Consider the following 23,239-nt stretch of genomic DNA (forward strand, 5'->3'; position numbering starts at 1 on the left):
TTCAGTTTTCAAAGAGCATTTTGTTCTTCTTTTTGTTATCAGCACCTCGTGGTGCCGACCTTTTAAACTATATCATGTCTTCTTTTTAAAATCAAGGGTTATTTTTAGAAGTTCGTGTTTTTTTCACTCTGTTTAAAAACCCTTTCAAAAGCGACAAGAGTTATCTTATCAAGTTCACGATTAAAACGCAAGTATAAAATCTCTGGAATTTTAACCCATAAATCCACTGCGGAAAACCATGCGCAGCTTCTCCGCAAAACGGCTACAGCAGAAGATAGAAACGGTTCCAATCGTTCTTGCATTTGCAATGGCTGATCTATAGAAGATTGCTCCCGCACCTGCACTCGACCAGACAACAGCTGAAATGTCTTCTAATTGGGCTACTAAGTGCCCGTACAGCTATGAGTGATATTCTTCCGTAACCCCCTAGCAGCCATCACAAGGGCCTTAAAACGCATAGAAGTCATACTCTGGCTTCTCCCCCTCAAAAGCTTCACAAGCTCTCCTTGCTTCAGCAGATGAACCGGGGTGCAATACATAATGCCTTTTTACAGGCGACTCGCTATTCAAGCTCGCCACAGCACCGAGCGAGCAGCAACAGACAGATGAAGCATCACCGCAAATGTATGCTTTCAGCGCAAACAGTTATATCGCAACACTCCGGCAAGAAGCGGAACAACAGTTGCCGACACGAGCAAAGAGAGCCTTTCCAATAAAAAAAGAGACAGACATATGTCTGCCTCTTCTTGCAGAAAACGGCGAGCCGCTTTCTTACATCATGCCCATACCGCCCATGCCACCCATATCTGGCATGCCCATAGGAGCTTTGTTTTCTTCTGGTTTGTCAGCAATTACTGCTTCTGTAGTCAGGAACATAGCCGCTACAGATGCAGCGTTGGACAGTGCGGAGCGAGTTACTTTCGCTGCGTCAACGATACCAGCTTCGAGCATGTTCACATACTCTTCGCTCGCTGCGTTGAAACCAATGCCAACTGCTTCTTTTTTCAGACGCTCTACGATTACAGAACCTTCCAGCCCTGCGTTCGCAGCGATTTGACGAACTGGCTCTTCCAGGGAACGGAGTACGATTTGTACACCTACAGCCTCTTCGCCGTCTACTTTGATCGCTTCAACCGCTTTGATTGCGTTGATCAGAGTAGTACCACCGCCAGGTACGATACCTTCTTCTACTGCTGCGCGAGTAGAGTTCAGAGCGTCCTCGATGCGGAGTTTTTTCTCTTTCAATTCGGTTTCAGTAGCTGCACCGACTTTGATAACTGCTACGCCGCCAGCCAGTTTAGCCAGACGCTCTTGCAGTTTTTCGCGATCGAAATCGGAAGTAGTATCTTCGATTTGTTGACGGATTTGCGCTACGCGGCTTTCGATAGCTGCCTTGTCGCCAGCACCTTCAACAACAGTTGTGTTTTCTTTGGTAACCACGATTTTGCCAGCGCGGCCCAGTTGCTCCAGCTTGGTGGATTTCAGATCCAGACCGAGCTCTTCTGTAATCACTTCGCCACCAGTCAAAGCAGCGATGTCTTGCAGCATAGCTTTGCGGCGATCGCCGAAGCCAGGAGCTTTTACCGCTACAGCTGTGAAGGTACCACGCAGTTTGTTCACTACGAGAGTAGCCAGCGCTTCGCCTTCCACATCTTCAGCGATGATCAGGAGTGGTTTGCCGCTTTGTACTACTTGCTCCAGTACAGGCAGAACTTCCTGGATGTTGGAGATTTTTTTGTCAGTGATCAGGATGTAAGGGTTGTTCAGAACCGCTTCCATCTTGTCAGTGTCAGTGATCATGTAAGGGGAAGCGTAGCCGCGGTCAAATTGCATACCTTCTACTACTTCCAGTTCCGTTACGAAACCTTTGGATTCTTCAACGGTGATTACGCCGTCTTTACCCACTTTTTCCATAGCTTCAGCGATCAGGTTACCAACTTCTTGATCGTCAGCGGAAATCGCAGCTACTTGTGCGATAGAAGATTTGTTTTCAACTGGTTTCGCGATGGATTTGATTTCTTCCACAGCAGCGCGAACAGCTTTTTCCATACCGCGACGGATTACCATCGGGTTAGCGCCAGCTGTTACGTTTTTCAAACCTTCACGGATCATAGCTGCAGCCAGAACAGTTGCAGTGGTTGTACCGTCACCCGCGATGTCGTTTGTTTTGGTAGCAACTTCTTTAACCAGTTGCGCACCCATGTTTTCGTAAGCGTCTTCCAGCTCGATTTCTTTCGCGATGGTTACGCCGTCGTTTGTAATGAGTGGAGAACCGAATTTTTTCTCCAGAACCACGTTACGGCCTTTTGGACCGAGGGTTACTTTAACCGCATTTGCCAAAGTTTCCACACCGCGGAGCATGGAGCGGCGAGCGTCTTCAGAGAATTTGACTTGTTTTGCCATCTAATCTCTACCTCCTGATATGTGTTTTGTCGTTCGACTTCCTATGTCAAGAGCCTTAACCGATGATCGCGAGGATATCGGATTCGCGCAGCACGAGGTATTCTTTATTGTCTACCTTAACTTCAGTACCAGCGTATTTGGAGAAGATTACTTTATCGCCTTCTTTTACTTCCAGAGCGATGCGCTCGCCGTTGTCAGCAACACGGCCAGAACCAACTGCGATTACTCGGCCTTCTTGCGGTTTTTCCTTTGCAGAATCAGGCAAAACGATACCGCTTGCAGTCGTTTCGTCTTTGGAGATAGCTTCGATTACCACACGGTCACCCAATGGCTTAAGCACTAAAAACACCCTCCTCAAAAAATGTAGGTAAACAAAGTTTCTGTTGTTAGCACTCATAACAGTTGAGTGCTAACACCCAATTCCTATAATAATGAATCGCTATGTACTTTGCAAGTAGTTTCCCTCATTTTTTCCCAACCGCTCGTCTCGATTTGCCGTTCTTCTACTAGATGACTTTTTCTAGCAGACGGTTCTAGCAATCAGTCTGTCTCATATAAATCAAACATACGATCAGACAAGCCTGCCAAGGAGGGAAATGTTCCATGCAAAAATGGCTCTGGATCGGCTTGATTGCCCTCGGTGTGCTGGGGATCAGCCGTTTGTTCTCATCGGACACCACTTCCTTTATACGGGTAAATATCTACCCTGCCGACATCTACTGGGACGGACGCAAAATCGCCACAGGCAATGCGCAAGGGTATTATGTAGAGAGAGGCCAGGAGTTGCCCGCTTCCCTGGAATATCGCGGAACGCTTTACGTCCCTCTTTCCATGATCGGGCGGCATCTCAACAAACCTGTCGGCTGGGACGAATCCTCGCATTTTGCCTGGGTTGGTCAGCCTCCGACAGTCCCGACCGAGCTGTCGTCAGAAGTCAGCGGCTCCCCTGCTCCATCGTCTCCCAAAGCGGAGGACGCCATACCCGCTACCGCGCCAGCTCAAAACGCTCCGGCAAAAACGGCCGATTCGGGAGATGCTTCAATGAAATCATCTGCTACGCTTTTTGGCATGACAATCGGCATGTCCTCCGATGAGGTCAAAAAGCTGTTGGGCGAACCGGCTCGCAAAGACCCGAGCAGTCTCGGCTATGAATGGTGGGTGTACAATCGCGATCCGGCCAAGTTCGTGCAGGTGGGCATCGCAAGCGGCAAAGTCGTCGATCTCTACTCTCTCGCCCCGGATGCAGCACTCGGCAACATCGGCGTGGGCAGCAGCCTGCAAGCATTGGAGCGCCAGTACCCTCTGCAAAATACAATCACCTTTTCCTATATGGGAGCGAACATCCAGATCACCAATCAAAAGCAGCAGCGCCCGCTCGTCATGAAAGACGGAGTCCCGCACATTTTTTATTTGGACAAGCAAAATGGCAACAAAGTGACCGGGTTGCGCATGATCGACACGCAAATGCTTTTGCGCGGCGGATTTTACGAGACGAAATGGTCCTACCAAGGGCAAGCGCCTGACTTCGATCCTCCAGTCCTGAATGTAGGCCAACGGGAACAAGTCAACCTCGCCAACGAACGGCAGACCATCGATCTCGTCAACGTCACCCGCTACCGCTACAAGCTGCCTCCCCTGCAATGGAACGAGGAAGCTGCCCAGGTTGCCAGAGGGCACAGCCTAGACATGGAAACAAACGATTACTTCGACCACATCTCCCCGACGACCGGAAGCAGTCCTTTTGACCGTCTGAAGCAAGCGAATATCACCTACAGCATGGCGGGGGAAAATATTGCGGCAGGTTACCCCGACGCCATTGAAGCGCACGAAAGCTGGATGAACAGTCCCGGGCACAGGAAAAACATCCTGGAAAAGGACTTCACCCAGCTAGGTGTCGGGGTCATCACTGATTATTTCACCCAAGCGTTCCTTACTCCCAACAAGTGATCCTTCCTCAGCGCAATTGAACGTTCGCCCGCAACTGATCCACCGCGCCTGTAAACTCGACCACGACCGTCTCGTACTCTTTCGTGTGCAAAATCAGCCAGGGACGTCTTCCGCCTTTTTTGGGCATGATGACGAACATCTCGGCAATGTCGGTATCCAAACTAGCCGAGGCAAGCTTCAACCGCTTGGGAGGAGCCAACGGTATTTTCACAATCATCACATGGTCCAAAGACGGGTTCAGTTCCTGCACTCGCCCACTCACTGTCGCAAGCAGCTGCTCCGCTTCTTTTTGAAACACGTCTGAATTGGCAAACGTGGCGACAACCTGCTGCTTGTCGGAATCGAACAACTCTACCTGCTCTGCACCAACTGCGGAACCGGACGAAAAGAACAGAGTCAAACATAAAATCAGCCACATGGTTTGCAAGCACCTCCCTTATTAACTTTTCTAGTATCTCCCACCTGTTTGCAAAGTCATGCCAACCGCTTGGCAATAAAAAAGACCCGCTGCTATCCATTCCATAGCACGGGTCTTCTTTCGTATAAGTTATCGTACCAGCTCGTCCGTTTCGTAGCTGCCGTATTCTTTTTCCCACTCGGCTTCTTCGCGCAGCTGCTTGCGGTACACGATGCGCGACAGCCAAATGCTCATCTCGTACAGCAGCAAAAGCGGAATCGTCACCATGATGTCGCTGACAATCTCAGGTGGCGTCAGCGTAATCCCGACTACAGCCAGTCCGAAATAGGCGAACCGCCTTACTTTTGCCAACCTCATCGGGTTGAGGATGCGCAGACGGGTGAGGAACATCACGATGATCGGCAGTTGGAACAAAATGCCGAACGGGATGACCATGTTGAACAGGAAGCCAAAATACTCGGCGATTCCGTAATTGGGGTCAGCCCCGATCGTCGCAGTCATGCCGGTCATGAACTGCATGATCATCGGAAATACGACGTAATAACCAAACAAAATGCCTACGATAAAAAGCAAACAGGCCGCCGGAATAAAGTAAAGCGAACCGCGTCGCTCACGTTCCTCCAAACCTGGCGAAACGAAGCGCCAAAGATGGAACAAGGCGACAGGCAGCGCCGCCACCGCACCAATCAAAAAGGCAAACTGCATGTACACGCGAAGAGCATCGGATGGATGCAGGGAAATAATCGGCACTCCATCGGCAATCGGCTCTTGCTTCAAGTATTCAATCAACGGACCGGCAAAGTAAAAACCGGCTATCAGCGCGACGACAAACACCGCCAGCACCCATATGATGCGCCTGCGCAACTCCGTCAGGTGTTCAACCACTGTCATTTCACGATCTCTCATGGCAACCACCTTACCTGATTATGCCTTCTGCTGCTCTTTCTCCATCTGAAGGCGTTCCAATTCCAGCTTTTCACGAATTTCCTTTTCCAAGCGCTCGCGCTCCAGACGTTCGCGAACTTCACGCTCGATTTTTTCACGATCAAAAGCGTCCTTCTCGGTCACGACTGCCGCTTTCGCCGGAGCTTCTTTGGCAGCCAGCTCCTTTTTCTTCGCTTCGTCGTCCTCATCGTCATCGCTAGTCAAACTGCGCGTAGCGTTTTTAAACTCTTTCAGCGTGTGTCCCACGGCGCGTCCAAGCTCCGGGAGTTTTTTCGGGCCGAACAGCACCAACGCCAACACGAGAATCAGAATCAATCCAGGAATCCCAATCGAACTCATTTTCTTCACTCCTTTTTCCTGTTATTTGCCAGTCTAACCAGCTAACACTTCCGTAAACCGCCATAACCGAGTCTCGTCATGTCAGAAGCAACAATTCGTTCTCCTGCAAGAATCCGCGGCAAAAACACATCAAATGAAGTGAACGGCTCATGCATCACAGCTCCAGGAAGGCCGAGAATCGGAACTTCCCCTTTATAGGCAACCATCAGCATGGAGCCAGGCAGCATCGGCGTTCCGTATCGAACCACTTCCGCTCCTACACCTGCGATCGCTCCCGGCGTCCTGTCATCCGGATCGACGGACATACCGCCCGTGACGAGCACCAGATCGACGCCTTCGTCGAGGAACGAGTGAATTTGCTGTTCAATCGCTTCCTTGTCGTCAGGAGCAAAACGTTGGTCCACAACAGTAGAGCCGAGCGCTTCCACTTTGTTCCGAATCACCGGGCCGAACTTGTCCGCAATTCTGCCGGAAAATACTTCCCCTCCGGTCGTAACGAGACCGACTCGCTTCTCCTCAAACGACTTCACCTGAATAATCGGGCCGTCAAACTGCTTGACCAACTGTTCCAGTTCAATGATGCGCGCCTCCTCGATGATCAGGGGAATAATTCTCGTGGCAGCCAAAGTATGCCCCGGATGCACGATTTGATCACCGTACATGGTGGAAAAGGCAATTCCCTCCAGCGTGTTCAAGGCATGCACCGCTTCTTCGTTGATCTTGGCAAGGCCAGTCCGCGATGCTTTCATCGATACTTTGCCCTCGTACGGCGGCGTCAGCGTCAAGCCTTGCCCGGATACGGCCTTGGCAATCCGAATGCCTGCCTCTTCTTCATGAATGAAGCCCTCAGGCATTTCCAGCACGTAAATGTGCTCCTTGCCGATGGACAAAAGCGGCTCAATATCCGCTTCGGTCACGACATGTCCTTTTTTAAACAGGCGGCCTTTAAACTCGCCAGGCAAAATTTGCGTCATGTCGTGCGGCAGCATCATGCCGATGGCTTCCCGCACTGGAACTTCCCGCATTTTCGGTTTTTCTACCAACCCAATCCTCCCCAATCTTCGTTGGCTTCCCCTGTTCCTTGCAAAATGTGCAAAGCGTCCGCGAGCATGTCGCCGATCGCATTAAAACAGATTTCGACCCCTTTAGGGTTTCCAGGGAGGTTAATGATGAGCGAGTTGCCGCGCGTACCCGCAACAGCGCGCGTCAGCATCGCACGGCGGGATTGCTGCAAGCCGGCACGGCGCATTTCTTCCGCCAGCCCCGGTACAGGCCGGTCGATGACCCATTCTGTCACTTCCGGCGTAACATCGCGCGGGCTGAGCCCTGTCCCGCCAGTGACGATCAGCAGGTCGCATTTTTCACGATCCACCAGCTCAATCATATGCTCCTGCAAGTCTTCCATATCATCAGTAACGGCACGGTAGACAGCAACATCTACGTCCAGCCAATCCCTTGTCAGATTGCGGATGATGGGAATCCGATCATCTGCCCGATCTCCTCTGGCAATCGAATCACTCGCCGAGATAACGCCTACCTTCCATTTACCCACAGTTCATTCCTCCGTTTTCTCATTCGTTCATATTGTACACTTTTTTGTCCATAGTGTAGAGAGAATAGCGCGAAAAAGGAAGCGCCTGACACAAAACCTTCACGATTGAAAATAGCCTTTTTCCGTTACAATCCCGTCAAGCCGGATGTCGTGAGGCTCCAGCGGGACATGCTCCACGACCTGCATGGAGAAGCCAACCCCTACTAAAAACGGCAGTCTGTCCAGTCCAGCCAAAAAGCGATCGTAAAACCCGCCGCCGTAGCCCATTCTGCCGCCATGCCTGTCAAAAGCGACACCTGGCACAACTACGGCCTCCAACAGTGACACATCCGCTTCCTCTGCCTTTTCCGGGTCCGGCTCCATAATTCCGTACACGCCCTGCTTCAACATGTGTTCTCCGGTAAATCGGTAAGGGATTAATCGGCGCTGCTCGATCAAAGCAAGCGGCAGCCAAACTTCCTGGCCTCTGTTCATCGCTTCCCGAATGAAAGGCAAGATGTCTACTTCGTCGCCAAACGGATGAAAGGCAAAAATCGCCCTGGCACTGGCAATCCGCTCATTCTCCAGAAGGTGACGGCATATGTGCGCAGAATACTGCTCTCGCTCACTTGCCGGAAGCGCTTTTCGCCTCTCCAAAATATGGCTTCGCAGCTGCTTTTTATTCGTTTTTTGGTCCATGGCGGCTTGTCCCCTCTCCTTTCGCACAAGGACCGCGTCCTGAAGGCTTGTCCCGTGCGCTCTCTCTAGGCTACACTTGCATTACTATATAAAGAGGTGAATCAGATGATTTTGCTACAGGCTGAACATATAGAAAAAACGTATGGCATCGAAACCATTCTACAGGACATCTCTCTGCAAATACAAACAGGAGAACGGGTCGGACTGGTCGGCGTAAACGGCGCGGGCAAATCTACCCTGATGAAAATACTTGCGGGCGAGTTGAGCTATGACAGCGGGCTGGTTCGCATCCCGAAAGACGTAACGGTCGGTTACCTGGCCCAAAATGGCGGCCTCGAATCGGAACGATGTATTTGGGATGAGCTGCTGAGCGTGTTCGACCACTTGCGGGCGGAGGAAAAAGAATTGCGCGAGCTGGAAGCCAAAATGGGCGACCCGGCCGTGCTGGCAGATGAAAAACGATACCAGCAAATTTTGGAGAACTACTCGCTGCGCTCGGAAGCTTTCAAGGAAAAAGGCGGTTACAGCTACGAAGGGGCCATTCGCGGCGTCCTGCACGGCTTGCGCTTCGCGGACATGGACTACCAGACTCCGATCAAGACATTGAGCGGCGGGCAGAAAACGCGGCTGGCGCTTGCCAAGCTGCTGCTGCAATCTCCGACGATTTTGCTATTGGACGAGCCGACCAACTACCTCGATATCGAGACGCTCACCTGGCTGGAAACGTACTTGCAAAACTATCAGGGAGCGATCCTGGTCGTATCCCATGACCGCTACTTCCTCGACAAGCTGGTGACTGTCGTCTACGAAATCGAACGGACTCGCGCTACGCGCTATGTCGGCAACTACAGCCGCTTCCTCGATGAAAAGGCTGCCCGGCTGGAGCAGGATTTGAAGCGGTTCGAGAAGCAGCAGGAGGAAATCGCCAAGCTGGAAGATTTCATCGCCCGCAACATCGCTCGCGCCACGACAACCAAACGGGCGCAGAGCAGACGCAAAACATTGGAGAAAATGGACCGTCTGGACAAGCCAATCATGAACAACAAGTCGGTGAATTTTTCCTTTGAAGTAGCCAAAATGAGCGGAACCATCGTCATGAAAGCGAGCAACCTGTCTGTCGGCTACCCGGATGCCGTTCTCTCCCGCGGCTTGACTTTTGAAATCGAGCGCGAGGAACGCGTCGCACTGGTCGGGCCAAACGGGATCGGCAAATCTACTTTGCTGAAAACGATTGTCGGACAGTTGCAAGCTCTTGCCGGAGACGTACACTTCGGAAGCAACGTCACAATCGGCTACTACGACCAGGAACACCGCAACCTGAACGAGCGCAACACTGTGCTGGGGGAAATCTGGGACGAGTATCCGAACATGCTGGAAAAAGACGTGCGGACGCTGCTCGGCAATTTCTTGTTCAGCGGCGACGATGTCCAAAAGAAAATCAGCGATCTGTCAGGCGGCGAGCGCGCGCGTGTCTCCCTGGCCAAACTGATGCTGAAGCAAGCCAACTTCCTCATTTTCGACGAGCCGACGAACCATCTGGACATTTTCAGCAAAGAAGTGCTGGAAAACGCGCTCTACGACTATCCGGGCACTATTTTGTTCGTCTCCCATGACCGCTACTTCCTGAACAAAATCGCCAGCCGCGTGCTGGAGCTGACAGGCAATGGCGTGACAAGCTATCTGGGCAACTACGACTACTACGTGGAAAAGAAGCAGGAACTGGAGGAGCTGGCCGCCGAGCAAGCCGCGCAGCCAGCGAAAAAGCAGGGAACGACTACAGCCGCCCAGGCGGAAAAATCGTCCTACGAGCTGGACAAAGAAGCAAAACGGCGCGAGCGTCAGCGCCAGCGCCGTCTGGAAGAGATCGAGGCAACGATCCAAAAGCGGGAAGCCGATATCGTCAAGTGGGAGGAAGAACTGTGCCTCCCGGAAATCTACAGCGATCATATGCAGGCCAAAGAGCGCAACGATCTGATCCAGGCCGCCAAACAGGAGCTGGAGCAGCTATATGATGAATGGAGCTCGCTGTCCGAGGAATAAGCGAGGCAGACGCTCTGTCTACGTGGAGCAGCGCTTTTGCTCAGGCTCCTCCAAAGCCGCGTAAAGCGCGGGAACGATCAGAAACGAAATGCAGGTCGCAGCCGTCACGATCCCGGAGTCGTTCAGCGCAAGACCTGCGAGCGATCCGGCGATGACTCCGGCGAAGCCTTTTACCAAATAGGGCGTGTCTTGCGCCAGATGCCGGAGAAAGCGGTCATTTTTCAAAGAGAGCACGCCCAGTGCAATGAGCGAGACGGCAAAGACTTTGCTCCAGATCGAGACGCGAATCAGCCGCACGTTCATCGCCAGCTTTCGCTCGATCATCTGTCCGACCTCGCCCCATTCACCTGCGAGTATTTGCTGCGAGACTCTCCCTACATGGGTGAGCGGCTGGTCGGACAACAGACTCGTCGCCATCAACCCGATTACCCCGAGAACGAGGCCGCCTGTTAACAGCAGGAGGCCTTTTTTGCCGATTCGCAGGTTATGCAGCCGGGCAAACGCGACAAAAAGCCCGATCAAGCCTGCCAGAAAGCCGCCCGCATCTGTCCCCAGGTTCGGCGCGACCATGTAGTAGAGCACAACCGCACAGACGAGCAAGGAACCGCCGGGCAGTGCCAGGCCAGCCACAGGGAGCACTCTCGTCCGCTCCCGATACAGCTGGTACAAGGAAGCGACAAGCATGACCGTTCCTCCGATGATCACTCCCTCGTATTCATTGCCCAATCCATAAAACCGCGCCCCGATCACCGGATCATAGCCGAGAAAAGACTGCCGCATCAACGTTGCTCCCGTCCACCCGTCGAGACATACAGCTGTCACCGTGACCGCACTGACACCCAGCGTTATTTTTGCGAGCGATTGATTCTCCTGCCAAAAGGCAATCGCCAGAGCAGCCATGATCAGCACTCCCAGTATCAGCGAGCCGTGCACCTTCCAATCCAGCGCCGCTTCCAGCAAAAGCAACGCAGGGAACCAGAGCAACGCCAGAAGCGCCAGGCGAACTCCTCTGCGCACGCGCGACAGCCCCACTCCTTCTCTTCTTCTCCCCCACATCCACAGCAGCGCTGCGCAGCCTACCGTCACAATTTGCAGCATCACGTAAGTGTACAGGACAGACGGCCGTGTCGCGTACGTATGATGAATCTGTTCCACTTGGCTGAGCAGTTGCGACAGGTCGCCTTCTGTCCGGTAAATGGAATGACCCGTCAACCCTTTAGGGACAGGCACGTCCAGCCAGGTCAGCACTGTCGGCAACACATCCAGCCCGCTCACGAGACCGTTCTGGCGCGTCGTTGCAGAAGTCAGCAGCCCGGAAGACTGATCCGACCACAGCAAAAGCGGCGAGAGCAGCGCCTTGTCTTTTGCCGCCACGGAATTGACGGCGGGCGATACCAGCATGATCATCTGGTTAGCTCTGCGCTCGGCAAGCAACTGGTCGAGAAACTGCGCCAAATCGTTCTGGACGCGCTGATATTGTCTCGCAAACTGCCCCGGCTCCATGTCCGGCCCCAGCTGATACAGGCGGGACAAATCAGAAAGCTGTACCGCAATCAACCCGGATGAACGGTCTGCGCGAATCCGATCGAGCAAGTAGGCCGTATTCGTTTTCACTCCGTACGGGTATCCTCTGACAGACAGCGAGTTTGCTTCCGATACGTCTCCGGCAGGAACTCTCCCTTCCTGATCCATGGCGAAAAGCACAGCCTGCCTTTGCCTGGTTTCCTCAAAGTCTCCATTGCCGTAGGAGGCGATCCGAATCTTGTATGCTGCCAGTGTCGTGCCCAACAGTCCAAGGCGGGAAGTATACGGCTTGTCGCGGTTGTCCTCATGCAGACGGAATATACCGGGAAAAAGGATCGCTGAGCGCGCCAAGTCGTGCGCCCGATAGCCTCCCAACTCCTGCATCCGCTCTCCTGCCGTCTCGCGCGGCGAAAAAATTTCCGCAGAGTGATAGGCTGTGCCGCTTCGCTCTGTGTACAGAGCCTGTCCTCCGCTCCCCATCAGCAAGTAGCCATTCGCAGCCGTTCGCGGCCCTGGCGTGCGCAAAGAAAGAGCTGCTGCCCCCGCTTGGCTGATCCACTTATCCACAAGCGGCAAGCTTTTGAGCTTTTCCAGATCGGCAAAAGACATCCCTTCCACAAACAACAGGATGACTTGCGGTTTTTCTTGAACTGCCAGCGTTTTTCCGGGATTTGTATGCGCAAACAATATCAGGATGAGCAAAAAGAGCAGCACGATTTTGGACTTCATCGGGTTCCTCCTGTTGATAACCGGAAATTTTTATCCACATATTCCACAAAATAATCCACAGGCTATACGTGAATTTCCCGGTCATTTTCTCGTGTTATCACCAGTATTCACAGGGGGCTGTGAGAACAACCCGGAAAGTTATCCTGAACTTGTGGATAATGTCGAAAAAGCTCGATTTCTGGGAGTACGAGGGACGAAAAAAGCCCATTCCCGGGAATGGACTTTTCGTTTTAAATCGTTTACTGTTCGTTTTCATTCAGCGACAAACCAGGGACGCCGTTCAGATCGAGAGCGGCAAACTGCCCTTTTTCATACTTGATATAGCCTGCTGCCGCGATCATGGCAGCGTTGTCCGTGCAAAGCGAGAGAGGCGGGATGACAAGCGGGATTCCCTCAGACTCGCAACGTGCCTGCAAACGTTCCCGCAGGCCGCGGTTCGCAGCTACGCCGCCTGCCAAAAGCACTTGCTTCGCCTGGCAAGCGCGGACGGCGCGAATCGTTTTTTCCACCAGCACTTCGGTCACCGAGTCCTGGAAGCTCGCGGCCAAATTCGCGGGTTCAATCGTCTCTCCCCGTTGCGCTGCGTTGTGCAACGTGTTGAGCACGGCTGATTTCAGACCGCTAAAGCTGAAATCGTAGGAGTCCGGTTCCAGCCAGGAACGCGGCAACGGGACGTTCGGTTCCCCTTCATGCGCGAGTCGGTCAATGTGCGGTCCACCCGGATACGGCATGTTCAGCGCCCGCGCTACCTTGTCATACGCCTCTCCGGCAGCGTCGTCTCGCGTCTCGCCCAAAATTTCAAACTGTCCGTGCCCCTTCATCCAGACAAGCTCCGTATGACCGCCGGAAACAACGAGAGCGATCAACGGAAAGTCCATCTCCTCGACAAGCCGGTTGGCGTAAATATGTCCTGCGATATGATGGACACCGATAAGCGGGATTCCCCTTGCCAGCGAAATGGCTTTTGCCGCCGCTACCCCGACCAGCAGGGCGCCTACAAGACCGGGTCCATACGTTACCGCAATGGCGGAAATGTCCTCCAGCTTCTTGTCTGCCTCAGCCAAAGCTTGCTCAATGGTCAGCGTAATGTTCTCCACATGTCTGCGGGATGCGACCTCCGGCACCACGCCACCAAAGCGTTTGTGAATGTCTGCTTGTGAAGCGATGACATTGGACAGCACCTCGCGGCCATCGCGCACGACAGATGCCGATGTCTCGTCGCAGCTAGTCTCGATTCCTAAAATATACACGGGCGCGCCAGACTTTTTATGCGCCTCATATGCTTCTCGTACGCGCATCTCGTAGCGCGATGTAGTCGTCTTGTTCATTACAAAGTCACCCACATAATGATTGCGTCCTCATTGTTATCTGAATAGTATCTTTTGCGCACGCCATGCTCGCGAAAACCGAGCTTGGTGTACATGTTCCGCGCCACAAGGTTGGATGGACGGACTTCCAGCGTCATGCTTTTCGCGCCAAACATCCTCGCGACTCCCATCATTTTGATCATGAGACCCAGCCCGATTTTTTTCCCGCGGAACAATGGATGGACGGCCACATTGGTAATATGGGCCTCGTCGAGCACGATCCACATGCCGCAGTAAGCGACGATCCGGTTCTGGTGGACAACGACGACATAACGGGCGTTCGGGTTCTTCGTCAGCTCATTGACGAATGCGTCGTGCGGCCAAGGAGTGGAAAACGACAGTCGCTCCAATTCAGCCACAGCCCCGACATCCTGCATCGTCATGAAACGATATTCCAAATCGATTGGTTGGCTCATCCTTCTACTCCTTTACGGCCCCCGCCTGCTTTTGGGCAAGCCACTTCGCTTCGGCTTCCGCCAGTTGCAAATACTCGGGCACTAGCTCGTGCGCACTGCCCGCTTGCTGCAGTCGACGCAATGCCACGTATCCGATATGAGCGGCACGAGGGTGATTGGATGCGGGAGACGCAAAGCGGGCCTGCTCTCCCAGTTCTTGTGCAATCGCTTCCCGGTGAATCCGCACATCTTCGCCCAGAAAAAGAATCGGCTGTCCTTGAGCCATATCCCTGAGCTGGGGCAACCAGTCCTGGAGCAAGATGATTTTTTCATCCCCCTGCACGTCAACCGCGTCCAGACCGTTCGCGCGGTAGCAGCCTGTGTACACCTGTCCCCGGCGAGCGTCGAACAACGGTACGATCAACCCGGGAAAGCCCAAAGCATTCATAGCCACTACTTCCAGGCTGGAAACGCCGATGACTGGCACGTTCAACGACCATGCCATGCTTTTGGCCGTAGCCACTCCAATGCGCACTCCCGTATAGGAGCCTGGTCCATTCGCTACTCCAAAGCCGCCAAGCTGCTCAGGAGAGGTTCCGGTCGCATCCAGCAACTCGCTTACGCAGTCCATCAGCCGAATCGAATGGTTTTTTTGCTGATTCGTCGTCATTTCGGCAAGGACGCGTTCTTCCTCCACCACCGCTACACTTAACACCAGATTGGATGTATCAATCGCCAGTACGCGCATCAAAATCAAACTCCTCACACAATTTCACGTAACGCTCTCCCTTGGGACACAGCTCGATGCTTCGCTCATCCTCGCCAGATGTTCGCAGGAAAACCGTCAGCCGATCCGCCGGCAAGTAATCCTCAAGCAAGGAGGCCCACTCGACGACACAGACTCCCTCGCCAAAAAAGTAATCGTCCAGCCCAAGCGAATCAGGATCATCCCCTACCCGGTAGACGTCCATATGATAAAGCGGCAAGCGCCCCTGATATTCTTTTATGATCGTAAACGTCGGACTGTTCACTACTTGGCGAACGCCAAGCCCTCGTGCAAGCCCTTGGGTAAACGTCGTCTTTCCGGCCCCCAGATCGCCTTCCAGCGCCAAAAAGTCACTCGGGGCCAGACACTGTGCCAGTTGCTCTGCAAAACGCTGCGTTTCCTGCGCGCCTGCAAGCTTCCAGATATAGCCCATTTTATCCACTCCTCGCTTACTCGCGCCGCTTGAAATGATTGTAGCCTGCTTTCGGCAGAGCCGTTCGGCTTTCGCCAGTCCGCAGCGACAGCTTGGGTGCAGCAGTCTGCTCGGCTTCCACCGCACCGATTACAGAGAACAGGATGCCCGCTGCCGCAAAACGTTCGCGGACGGCATCAACCTCGCTCGCTTCGATTGTTCCGACGAGCTGGTAGTCCTCTCCGCCGTAAAATGCCCACTCCACCGGGTCTTTTCCGAACTGCAAGGCGCAGGCCCGCGCCTCTTCTTCGATCGGGATCAGGGCAGCGTCTACACAAATGCTGACCGAGCTTGCCTCCGCGATTTCCCACAACTCAGAAGCCAAGCCGTCACTGACATCGTTCAACGCCCCGCAGACACCGGATTCCAGGAGCAGACGCCCAGCTTTTACCTGAGCGACCGGGCGCTGGTGAGCTGCTATCAGTTTCGCCCAACGCCCTGACCATTCAGTCACAGACTGCTGTTCTTGCCGATCTTGTAGCAACACATGCAAACCGGCGGCAGAGCTGCCCACATGTCCTGTTACAAAAACAGCTTGCCCCGCGCGGGCGTGCGAACGCCGAATGGCGCGTCCTTTTTCCACCTCGCCAAGCACGGTGACAGACAAGTGCAACGCATCCGGTGCGGATACCGTATCCCCGCCGATGACTTTCACGCCGTACATGTCACATGCCGCGTAAATTCCATCGTATATGCCCTGGCACTCTTCCGGCGTCCAGTGCGGTGCCACTGCGATGCTGACCAACGCATAGCGGGCGTATCCGCCCATCGCCGCGACGTCGCTTACATTGCTCGTAACGGCTTTGTAGCCGATGTCACTCGGCCGCATCGTTTCTTTTAAAAAGTGAACGGTCTCGACCATCGCGTCACAGCAGGCCACAATTTCCATCTCTGGCGAAGGAGAAAAAACGGCGGCATCATCCCCCAGCCCGACAGTCAAGCCGTCTCCTTCCTGTCCGTCCGAACGGCTCGTCCATTGCCGGATCAGGGAAAATTCGTCATGTGCCACCTCAAGCGCTCCTTTTTTGCATAGTCAGTCCATTATACCTCTCGTGTCAAAATGCACGCAAGAAAGCCGCGTCTCGCTTGCTACTTCAGTTCTCTCAGCTGCAACGTTCCCCGGCATCGTCCGCAGCGGTAGCGGGAAGGGTCCATTCGCCGTTTTCGTTTATACGTCATCCCGCACGAATGGCAGGCAAGCTCGTAGCGATAAGGCATCACCGCTCGTCCGCTTCCTACCTGCTGGCAATACCGGCTGCCGCCGACCTGGGCAAGCAGTCTGCGAAAGTCTTGATCTATGTGGCGATAGCCTTTCTTCTCCAGATGCAAGTGATAGTGACACAGCTCATGCTTGATGATCGCAATCAGCTCGCCTTCTCCATGCTCCGCCAGATGTTTGGGATTCAATTCAATGTCGTGGGAGCGCAGCAAATACCGTCCGCCTGTCGTGCGCAATCTGCTGTTGAAGCGAGCCCGATGGCGAAATGGCTTGGCGAAAAATTGAGTGGAGATTTGCTCCACCAGCTCTTGCAATTCGGTATCGGTCATGTCCTCTCTAACGCTCCTCTCTCCTTTTCACCATAGCAGTTCCTGTTGAAAAGTGCCAGACAGATAGGCTACACTGGGTGGAAGAAAAGTAGATTGGTTTGGAGGAGCTTATGCGCTATTTGATCTTGCAGGAAAAAGACGGGTTGACGTTCGTTGCGCTGCCTGAAACGCATATGTATCAGCTTGTTGCCCTGTTCAAGCGACTGTACAAGGAAATCGACAAGCTGACCATCGAGGATCGGCCACAGCTGCCGACCGTGCTTGCGGAATGCGCTGACCTGGAGCTTTTGGGAAGCGGACTCGCCGTTGTGGATGGACTCGATTACGTCAGCAGTCTGGAAGAACGCTTTGCCGCACTCCCCGAGAGTCAGTATCCACTGATCTCCTTGTTGACCGAGATTCGCGCTTTACAGGCCCAACTTGAATTTTTGCGCGACGAAGAGTAAGTTTTTTGGAAAATAAGTACCTCCTGATCGTCTTTGTGCATACATTGCCAATAGGCGAATAATTCCAGGAGGTACCTACATGCCCCAATGGATGCGTAAGCAGTTGCAGCGTGCCTTCAACGGGAAGGACATTCGACAAATTCGTTTGCTGAACAGTTGCTGGTTCTTATATTGGGAAAAACATGGCGGCCGTCCCGAGTAGCAGGAGGCCGCCTTTTTATGTTTACGCTTCGCCCGGGGCGATCATGGTCAAGCCCACGCGCTGGCGCTTTTCATCGATTTCGACAACCCACACATCCACGATGTCTCCTACGGTCACAACGTCGAGCGGATGCTTGACGAAGCCTTTTTTCAGCCGGGAAATGTGAACAAGCCCATCGTTTTTCAGACCGATATCCACAAACGCCCCGAAGTCTACCACATTGCGAACCGTTCCTTGCAGCTTCATCCCTACTCCGAGATCTGACAGTTGCAGCACGTCGCTGCGCAAGAGCGGCTTCGGCAGCTCATCGCGGGGGTCGCGTCCCGGACGCAACAGACTCTCGACAATATCCGTGAGCGTCGGAACCCCGATGCCAAGCCGCTCGGCTGTCTTCTCGATATCGAGCGATTGCAGGCGCTCTTTGCAGCGCTCGCTGCCGATTTCGCTCGGCGCAATTTCGATCATCGCCAAAAGCTTGTGCGTAGCCGCGTACGATTCTGGGTGAATCGGGGTCTTGTCCAGCGGATCGCTTCCTCCTGTGATGCGCAAAAAGCCGATGCACTGCTCGTACGTCTTGGCTCCCAGTCGAGGAACTTCCTTCAACTGGCTGCGAGACGAGAACATGCCGATCTCTTCCCGCTTTTTCACGATGTTGCCCGCCACTTGCTTGCTGATTCCCGATACGTACTGCAACAGCGACGAGGATGCTGTGTTGACGTCCACCCCGACGTGGTTTACCGCCGATTCGACGACAAATTGCAAGCTGTCCGCCAATCTCGACTGGGACACGTCATGCTGGTATTGGCCCACGCCAACCGATTTCGGGTCGATTTTGACCAGTTCGGCAAGCGGGTCCTGCAAACGCCGGGCGATCGAGGCAGCACTGCGCTCCGCTACATCGAGGTCCGGAAACTCTTCTTTCGCCAAAGGTGAAGCTGAGTACACCGACGCTCCCGCTTCATTCACGATAATATACATGACCTGGCGCTTGAGTTCCTTGAGCAGATTGGCAATAAATTGCTCCGTCTCACGCGAGGCCGTACCGTTGCCGATCGCGATGACACTGACATCGTACGTCTCGATCAACTGGCGAACTTTTGCCGCTGCTTCTGCCACTTTGTTTACCGGAGGAGTAGGGTAGACGACCGCTACTTCCAATAGCTTGCCCGTCTCATCGACTACAGCTAATTTACAGCCAGTCCGGAATGCCGGGTCGACCCCGAGAACGACTTTGCCTTTTACCGGAGGCTGCAACAGCAGATTGCGCAAGTTCTCCGCGAAAATGTGGATGGCCCGCTCTTCTGCCGCCTCTGTCAGCTCGGCGCGTACCTCCCGCTCGATCGACGGCGCAATCAAGCGCTTGTACGCGTCCTCGACCGTCTGCTCCATGAGTGAGCGAACGACCGTCTCGCCGGGAACCATCCGCCTTTGCACCCAGGCCAAAATCTCGGCGACTGGCGCTTCTACGGTCACCTTCAGGATGCCTTCGCTCTCTCCCCGGTTGATGGCGAGCACACGATGGGGCACAACCTTTTTCAAAGGCTCGCTGTATGCGTAATACATCTGGTATACGTTTTTCTCGTCTGCTTCTTCTGCCTTTTGCTCGGTCACCAGCAGCCCTTTTTGCACGGTGCGCTGGCGAACCCACTGGCGGATGTCCGGATCGTCGGAAATGTGCTCGGCAACGATATCCATCGCCCCTTGCAAAGCTTGCTCGATCGTTTCCACGCCTTTTTCGGCATCCACGTATTTTTGTGCTTCCTCTTGCGGATCACCTTTTTTCGGCAGGCTCAACAAGTACGTGGCGAGCGGCTCCAATCCCTTTTCTTTGGCCATCGTCGCTCGCGTGCGGCGCTTTTGCCTGTACGGTCGGTAAAGGTCTTCCACTTCTTGCAGCTTCGTGGCCCGCTCAATTGCCGCCTTCAATTCATCCGTCAGCTTGCCCTGCTCCTCGATGAGCCGGACTACTTCTTCCTTGCGTACTGACAGGTTGCGCAAATAACGCACGCGTTCCTCGATCGCCCGAATTTGCGTTTCATCCAACTGCCCGGTCATTTCCTTTCGGTAGCGGGCAATGAAAGGAACGGTATTGCCTTCATCCAAAAGGGCAACCGTGCGTTCCACCTGATGAGGTTTGACGCCCGTATCCTGGGCGATTGTCTGGATCATCAATGTAAGCTCCATACATTCCTCCTGCGCTCGTACTTCGCCGTTTATTGTACCATATTTGCTAGCAACGTCTGGAAACGGGCAAAAAAAAAGAGGTGCACATGCCCCTCCTCCCAAGCTTCCCTGTTAGGTTGCTGTTCTCGCCGTTTCCAGCTGTTCTACTCGCAAAGCCTCTCTCAACTTGCCCAATGCACGACGCTGCAAGCGGGAAATATGCATCTGGGACATGCCCATGATGTCTCCGGCCTGCTTCTGGCTCAAATTTTGATAAAAGGTTAAATGAATGATTTCTTTTTCCCGCTTGTCCAGAACGTGCAGCGCCCGGTCGAGCATCAAGTTTTGTTCGACTTGTCCGTAGCCCACTTCTTGCTGGCCGACGAGATCCAGCAGTGTGATTGTGTTGCCGTCGTTGTCTGCTTCCAGCTCGCTGTCCATGGAAAGGGAATGGTAGCTCCGCCCCATTTCGAGCGTCTCCAATACGGCTTCTTCCGTTACGCCCAGGCAGTTCGCAATATCGGATATTTTCGGCGAACGTTGCAGCTTGGCTGTCAGCTCATCCACAACGCGCTTGATCTTCGGGCTCAATTCTTTTACACGGCGCGGCACGTGCACACTCCACGTCTTGTCCCGGATGTATCGCTTGATTTCTCCGACAATCGTCGGGATCGCAAAGCTTTCAAACGTTCTGTCAAAAGAAGGGTCAAATCGGCGCAGGGACGCAAGCAGCCCGATCATCCCCACCTGGACAAGGTCTTCGTACATGACTTGTCCACGCACAAACTTTTTGGCCAACGTTTCAACTAGCGGAGTATAGGCGGTCACCAACTGCTCCTGCAGGCTTTCGTCCCTTGTCTGCCCATACAGTTGAATGAGCTGCCGGAGCTCCTCCGGACTATACTTCCGTTTCCGAGATTGTCCAGTCATCGCCAGCCACCCCATCCCGCCGAACATACTTGGTCATGGAGACCATCACTCCTGATTCGGAGCGAATCACTACCTCGTCCATCAGTGTGTGGATGAGATAAAGGCCAAGACCTCCTTCATCCAGATCCTCAAGGTTTCTTCCTGCATAAATCGGTGTCAGTTGTTCTGGCAACAGCTCTTCGGCAAATCCTACGCCCTGATCGCTCACCTCGATGCACAGACGATCGGAGCAAACCTGACATTCTATATGGATAAAACCAGCTTCTTCTTTATCCTTGTACGCGTGTTTTACTGCATTCGTGCACGCTTCCCCTACTGCAAGCTTGATATCCTCAATCTCCTCATAGGAAAAACCCATGCGATTCGCTATCCCCGACACAGTAAGCCTCGCCACGCCCAGGTAATCCGTTTGATTTGGCAAAGTCAACCGAATCCTGTCAGCCAGAGGTTTTTGTTGAGCCATTACTCGCTCTCTCCTTTGCGGACGGCAATATGTTCGTACAAGCCTGTGATGCGAAACAGCCTTTCCACGCGTGGAGACAATTTTTGAACCTCAAACGCGCATCCGTTTTGCTTGCACGCTTTCATGGCCGCGATGAAAATTCCGATTCCTGTGCTGTCCATATACTCGACCGCTTCCAAATCGACCAAAATGCGGCTGGCGCCAGGCTGATTTGCGAGAGACATGAGTGTCTCCTTTACTTTTGGTCCTGTATGGGCGTCAATATCTCCCCCAAGGACCACCAGATGCTCTGCCTCCTGGCTAGTGGTGTTCATGAACAGATCCATCGCCATCTCCCTCCCTTGCATTGCTTCATGTTCTTCGAAGTACAATCATGGTGTAGTCATCCAGCAGTTCAAATTGGGAGAGCGTAAGCAGCCTGTTGTACAGGGCGTTCGCCATTTTTTGGGCATGGACGCCCACTTCGGCTTGCATGTGGAGAATTAACTCATCCCTTTGCAAATAGTATCGGTTTTTTTTGCATTCTGTTACACCATCTGTCAGAAGAATCAGAACATCTCCCGGTTCCAGGCGAACTTCCCGCACTTCGTATTCGCTACTCGGGCATAGCCCCAGTGCTGAGCCTTGTCCTTCCAAATCGGCAAACTTTTTTTCTGAAGCCCGATACAAAAAGCCAGGCTCATGCCCCGCCACAGCATAGCGGAATGAATGGAGCCGCGTATCGTACGCTCCGTAGAGCATCGTTACAAACATGCTCGGATCGATGTTTCGCCCGACGATCCGGTTGAGATGGTGCAGCATCTCGTCAGGACCAAGCGGCATCTCTCGCAAGCTGTCAATCGCGTACTTGAGCATGGACATGCACATCGCTGCGGAAATTCCTTTTCCCGTAATATCCGCAACGCTCAGGCAAAAGCGCTCTTCGTCCTGACAAATAAAGTCGTAATAGTCTCCGGACATTTGCTTCGCTGCTATGCTGACAAGGCCGATCTCCAAACCGGGATAAGCGGGGATTTCTCCAGGCAAAAGCGTCTGCTGCATCGCCTGGGCCACTGCCATCTCCGCTTCCAACTGTTGATGCCTGCTCCGCCAGCTATGTACGGACCGATGTTCGTTGCCGTATTCAATCATTACTTCGGTCAGGATGGAAAAGGACGCACGCACAAATTCCGGGACATCGCCCAGCTTTTCCAATGCCCGCCCATGCATATCTGTCAATTCTTCCGGCGAAATATTGCGGGCGAGCAGCCACTTGCCCATCTGCTGGGCTACGTACAGCTGATCCTCGCCAGGGCCGTTCAGGTAATCCCGAAGAAGCTTTACATACTCTTCCTCCAAGCTTCGGATTACCATTTGTCTCTCCCCTCCTCCAGCGGGCTGTTCCACTTCACGACGACCACTCGCGTTCCTTCTTCTCGGGAGCTGTGGATTTCAAATTCATCCATCATGCGCCTGACTCCTGGCAACCCTGCCCCGAGTGCGCCGGAAGTCGAATAGCCGTCTTCCAAAGCTTTGCGGATATCGGGGATTCCCGGTCCCGCATCTATTGCGGTCATTTGCAAGCCAATCACACCGTTTTTTTCAATCGGCTCAATCGTGATTGTCCCGCTACCTGCGTACAAATAAATGTTACGGGCCAATTCGGAGATGGACGTGGCGATTCGGGACTGCATGATTGTACCGAAGCCGAGCTGTCTCGACATATTTCGCCCCACTTGTCTCGCTGTTACGATGTCTGTTTCTTGTTTGATCTTGATTGTCTCAGGACTACAGCTCTGCCACAATCAAAAAACCCCTTCCGCCCTCACTTAATAGGTAGAAATAAATGAAAATGAATGCGATCGAAGTTTTTTCTCTACCTCGGAAGTAATAGCAAATCGTGTCACTTTTTGTCTACTATTCACAACAAACA

General features: G+C 53.4%; 25 protein-coding genes. 4 read left to right on the forward strand and 21 right to left on the reverse strand.

Annotated features, from left to right (window positions below):
* Positions 1-771: 771 nt before the first annotated feature.
* Both groL and groES read right to left on the reverse strand, forming a co-directional pair.
* A complete protein-coding gene (gene groL, locus DEP07_RS22405) occupies positions 772-2,403 on the reverse strand; it encodes a chaperonin GroEL (RefSeq protein WP_063229481.1) in 1,632 nt (543 codons plus the stop codon).
* Positions 2,404-2,458: 55 nt separating this feature from the next.
* Positions 2,459-2,743, reverse strand: a complete 285-nt coding sequence (gene groES / locus DEP07_RS22410; protein ID WP_007721023.1) for a co-chaperone GroES — start codon at positions 2,741-2,743, stop codon at positions 2,459-2,461.
* Positions 2,744-3,006: 263 nt separating this feature from the next.
* On the opposite strand from groES, the gene DEP07_RS22415 reads away from it, so the two are divergent.
* The gene (locus DEP07_RS22415; protein WP_173599854.1) at positions 3,007-4,350 is read left to right on the forward strand and encodes a CAP domain-containing protein; all 1,344 of its coding nucleotides are present in this window, start codon (positions 3,007-3,009) and stop codon (positions 4,348-4,350) included.
* A 7-nt stretch (positions 4,351-4,357) separates the two neighbouring features.
* On the opposite strand, the gene DEP07_RS22420 is transcribed toward DEP07_RS22415, so the two are convergent.
* The 6 genes from DEP07_RS22420 to DEP07_RS22445 all read right to left on the reverse strand — a co-directional run bounded on the left by DEP07_RS22420 (position 4,358) and on the right by DEP07_RS22445 (position 8,282).
* A complete protein-coding gene (locus tag DEP07_RS22420) occupies positions 4,358-4,768 on the reverse strand; it encodes a hypothetical protein (protein ID WP_122966558.1) in 411 nt (136 codons plus the stop codon).
* A 129-nt stretch (positions 4,769-4,897) separates the two neighbouring features.
* Positions 4,898-5,674, reverse strand: a complete 777-nt coding sequence (gene tatC / locus DEP07_RS22425; protein ID WP_173598110.1) for a twin-arginine translocase subunit TatC — start codon at positions 5,672-5,674, stop codon at positions 4,898-4,900.
* A gap of 18 nt (positions 5,675-5,692) precedes the next feature.
* Positions 5,693-6,052 (reverse strand): twin-arginine translocase TatA/TatE family subunit, encoded by a 360-nt coding sequence (gene tatA / locus DEP07_RS22430; RefSeq protein ID WP_063229477.1) that lies wholly within the window; start codon positions 6,050-6,052, stop codon positions 5,693-5,695.
* 41 nt (positions 6,053-6,093) lie between these two features.
* A complete protein-coding gene (locus tag DEP07_RS22435) occupies positions 6,094-7,095 on the reverse strand; it encodes a molybdopterin-binding protein (protein WP_274874796.1) in 1,002 nt (333 codons plus the stop codon).
* A complete protein-coding gene (locus tag DEP07_RS22440; RefSeq protein WP_122966561.1) occupies positions 7,089-7,604 on the reverse strand; it encodes a MogA/MoaB family molybdenum cofactor biosynthesis protein in 516 nt (171 codons plus the stop codon). Before DEP07_RS22440 ends, DEP07_RS22435 begins: the two co-directional genes overlap by 7 nt.
* Before the next feature lie 99 nt (positions 7,605-7,703).
* Positions 7,704-8,282 (reverse strand): 5-formyltetrahydrofolate cyclo-ligase, encoded by a 579-nt coding sequence (locus DEP07_RS22445; protein ID WP_173599856.1) that lies wholly within the window; start codon positions 8,280-8,282, stop codon positions 7,704-7,706.
* Positions 8,283-8,387: 105 nt separating this feature from the next.
* On the opposite strand from DEP07_RS22445, the gene DEP07_RS22450 reads away from it, so the two are divergent.
* On the forward strand, positions 8,388-10,322 hold the full coding sequence (locus DEP07_RS22450; protein WP_122966563.1) for an ABC-F family ATP-binding cassette domain-containing protein: 1,935 nt from the start codon (positions 8,388-8,390) through the stop codon (positions 10,320-10,322).
* 18 nt (positions 10,323-10,340) lie between these two features.
* Here the strand turns inward: DEP07_RS22450 and DEP07_RS22455 are convergent, their stop codons facing one another.
* The 7 genes from DEP07_RS22455 to DEP07_RS22485 form a co-directional block, all read right to left on the reverse strand.
* The gene (locus tag DEP07_RS22455) at positions 10,341-12,575 is read right to left on the reverse strand and encodes a hypothetical protein (protein WP_287103030.1); all 2,235 of its coding nucleotides are present in this window, start codon (positions 12,573-12,575) and stop codon (positions 10,341-10,343) included.
* 239 nt (positions 12,576-12,814) lie between these two features.
* Complete coding sequence (gene tsaD / locus DEP07_RS22460) at positions 12,815-13,903, reverse strand: tRNA (adenosine(37)-N6)-threonylcarbamoyltransferase complex transferase subunit TsaD (protein ID WP_122966565.1); 1,089 nt, start codon at positions 13,901-13,903, stop codon at positions 12,815-12,817.
* The gene (gene rimI, locus DEP07_RS22465) at positions 13,903-14,358 is read right to left on the reverse strand and encodes a ribosomal protein S18-alanine N-acetyltransferase (protein ID WP_122966566.1); all 456 of its coding nucleotides are present in this window, start codon (positions 14,356-14,358) and stop codon (positions 13,903-13,905) included. The genes tsaD and rimI overlap by 1 nt, the downstream gene beginning before the upstream one ends.
* Positions 14,359-14,362: 4 nt before the next feature.
* Positions 14,363-15,085: a tRNA (adenosine(37)-N6)-threonylcarbamoyltransferase complex dimerization subunit type 1 TsaB gene (gene tsaB, locus DEP07_RS22470; RefSeq protein ID WP_122966567.1), complete on the reverse strand. Its 723-nt coding sequence runs from the start codon at positions 15,083-15,085 to the stop codon at positions 14,363-14,365.
* Positions 15,066-15,536, reverse strand: a complete 471-nt coding sequence (gene tsaE / locus DEP07_RS22475; protein ID WP_122966568.1) for a tRNA (adenosine(37)-N6)-threonylcarbamoyltransferase complex ATPase subunit type 1 TsaE — start codon at positions 15,534-15,536, stop codon at positions 15,066-15,068. The genes tsaB and tsaE overlap by 20 nt, the downstream gene beginning before the upstream one ends.
* Positions 15,537-15,552: 16 nt before the next feature.
* Entirely contained in the window at positions 15,553-16,584 is a 1,032-nt protein-coding gene (gene thiL, locus DEP07_RS22480) for a thiamine-phosphate kinase (RefSeq protein WP_173598106.1), read from the reverse strand.
* 80 nt (positions 16,585-16,664) lie between these two features.
* Complete coding sequence (locus tag DEP07_RS22485; protein WP_122966570.1) at positions 16,665-17,123, reverse strand: SprT family protein; 459 nt, start codon at positions 17,121-17,123, stop codon at positions 16,665-16,667.
* A gap of 110 nt (positions 17,124-17,233) precedes the next feature.
* On the opposite strand from DEP07_RS22485, the gene DEP07_RS22490 reads away from it, so the two are divergent.
* The gene (locus tag DEP07_RS22490) at positions 17,234-17,569 is read left to right on the forward strand and encodes a hydrolase/acyltransferase (protein WP_122966571.1); all 336 of its coding nucleotides are present in this window, start codon (positions 17,234-17,236) and stop codon (positions 17,567-17,569) included.
* 79 nt (positions 17,570-17,648) lie between these two features.
* Complete coding sequence (gene cmpA / locus DEP07_RS22495) at positions 17,649-17,771, forward strand: cortex morphogenetic protein CmpA (protein WP_122966572.1); 123 nt, start codon at positions 17,649-17,651, stop codon at positions 17,769-17,771.
* Positions 17,772-17,792: 21 nt separating this feature from the next.
* Here cmpA and DEP07_RS22500 read toward each other — a convergent pair whose 3' ends face one another.
* The 6 genes from DEP07_RS22500 to DEP07_RS22525 all read right to left on the reverse strand — a co-directional run bounded on the left by DEP07_RS22500 (position 17,793) and on the right by DEP07_RS22525 (position 23,111).
* The gene (locus tag DEP07_RS22500; RefSeq protein WP_122966573.1) at positions 17,793-19,955 is read right to left on the reverse strand and encodes a Tex family protein; all 2,163 of its coding nucleotides are present in this window, start codon (positions 19,953-19,955) and stop codon (positions 17,793-17,795) included.
* A gap of 111 nt (positions 19,956-20,066) precedes the next feature.
* The gene (sigB, locus tag DEP07_RS22505; RefSeq protein WP_122966574.1) at positions 20,067-20,864 is read right to left on the reverse strand and encodes an RNA polymerase sigma factor SigB; all 798 of its coding nucleotides are present in this window, start codon (positions 20,862-20,864) and stop codon (positions 20,067-20,069) included.
* A complete protein-coding gene (gene rsbW, locus DEP07_RS22510) occupies positions 20,833-21,327 on the reverse strand; it encodes an anti-sigma B factor RsbW (protein WP_122966575.1) in 495 nt (164 codons plus the stop codon). The genes sigB and rsbW overlap by 32 nt, the downstream gene beginning before the upstream one ends.
* Positions 21,327-21,653 carry an anti-sigma factor antagonist gene (locus DEP07_RS22515; protein WP_063229461.1) on the reverse strand — a complete coding sequence of 109 codons (327 nt, stop codon included), beginning with the start codon at positions 21,651-21,653 and terminating at the stop codon, positions 21,327-21,329. The genes rsbW and DEP07_RS22515 overlap by 1 nt, the downstream gene beginning before the upstream one ends.
* A 25-nt stretch (positions 21,654-21,678) precedes the next feature.
* Positions 21,679-22,680, reverse strand: coding sequence for a PP2C family protein-serine/threonine phosphatase (locus tag DEP07_RS22520; RefSeq protein ID WP_122966576.1), 1,002 nt, complete (start codon positions 22,678-22,680; stop codon positions 21,679-21,681).
* Complete coding sequence (locus tag DEP07_RS22525) at positions 22,674-23,111, reverse strand: anti-sigma regulatory factor (protein WP_122966577.1); 438 nt, start codon at positions 23,109-23,111, stop codon at positions 22,674-22,676. Before DEP07_RS22525 ends, DEP07_RS22520 begins: the two co-directional genes overlap by 7 nt.
* Positions 23,112-23,239: the final 128 nt, after the last annotated feature.

Source organism: Brevibacillus sp. (assembly GCF_003521185.1).
In the GTDB taxonomy this organism is placed as follows: Bacteria; Bacillota; Bacilli; order Brevibacillales; family Brevibacillaceae; genus Brevibacillus; species Brevibacillus parabrevis.

Coding starts and splice junctions, on each gene's coding strand:
- groL (WP_063229481.1), bottom strand. CDS start 2,403: ATGGCAAAACAAGTCAAATTCTCTGAAGACGCTCGCCGCTCCATGCTC.
- DEP07_RS22415 (WP_173599854.1), top strand. CDS start 3,007: ATGCAAAAATGGCTCTGGATCGGCTTGATTGCCCTCGGTGTGCTGGGG.
- DEP07_RS22420 (WP_122966558.1), bottom strand. CDS start 4,768: ATGTGGCTGATTTTATGTTTGACTCTGTTCTTTTCGTCCGGTTCCGCA.
- tatC (WP_173598110.1), bottom strand. CDS start 5,674: ATGAGAGATCGTGAAATGACAGTGGTTGAACACCTGACGGAGTTGCGC.
- tatA (WP_063229477.1), bottom strand. CDS start 6,052: ATGAGTTCGATTGGGATTCCTGGATTGATTCTGATTCTCGTGTTGGCG.
- DEP07_RS22445 (WP_173599856.1), bottom strand. CDS start 8,282: ATGGACCAAAAAACGAATAAAAAGCAGCTGCGAAGCCATATTTTGGAG.
- DEP07_RS22450 (WP_122966563.1), top strand. CDS start 8,388: ATGATTTTGCTACAGGCTGAACATATAGAAAAAACGTATGGCATCGAA.
- DEP07_RS22455 (WP_287103030.1), bottom strand. CDS start 12,575: ATGAAGTCCAAAATCGTGCTGCTCTTTTTGCTCATCCTGATATTGTTT.
- tsaD (WP_122966565.1), bottom strand. CDS start 13,903: ATGAACAAGACGACTACATCGCGCTACGAGATGCGCGTACGAGAAGCA.
- rimI (WP_122966566.1), bottom strand. CDS start 14,358: ATGAGCCAACCAATCGATTTGGAATATCGTTTCATGACGATGCAGGAT.
- tsaB (WP_122966567.1), bottom strand. CDS start 15,085: ATGCGCGTACTGGCGATTGATACATCCAATCTGGTGTTAAGTGTAGCG.
- tsaE (WP_122966568.1), bottom strand. CDS start 15,536: ATGGGCTATATCTGGAAGCTTGCAGGCGCGCAGGAAACGCAGCGTTTT.
- DEP07_RS22485 (WP_122966570.1), bottom strand. CDS start 17,123: ATGACCGATACCGAATTGCAAGAGCTGGTGGAGCAAATCTCCACTCAA.
- DEP07_RS22490 (WP_122966571.1), top strand. CDS start 17,234: ATGCGCTATTTGATCTTGCAGGAAAAAGACGGGTTGACGTTCGTTGCG.
- cmpA (WP_122966572.1), top strand. CDS start 17,649: ATGCCCCAATGGATGCGTAAGCAGTTGCAGCGTGCCTTCAACGGGAAG.
- DEP07_RS22500 (WP_122966573.1), bottom strand. CDS start 19,955: ATGGAGCTTACATTGATGATCCAGACAATCGCCCAGGATACGGGCGTC.
- sigB (WP_122966574.1), bottom strand. CDS start 20,864: ATGACTGGACAATCTCGGAAACGGAAGTATAGTCCGGAGGAGCTCCGG.
- rsbW (WP_122966575.1), bottom strand. CDS start 21,327: ATGGCTCAACAAAAACCTCTGGCTGACAGGATTCGGTTGACTTTGCCA.
- DEP07_RS22515 (WP_063229461.1), bottom strand. CDS start 21,653: ATGGATCTGTTCATGAACACCACTAGCCAGGAGGCAGAGCATCTGGTG.
- DEP07_RS22520 (WP_122966576.1), bottom strand. CDS start 22,680: ATGGTAATCCGAAGCTTGGAGGAAGAGTATGTAAAGCTTCTTCGGGAT.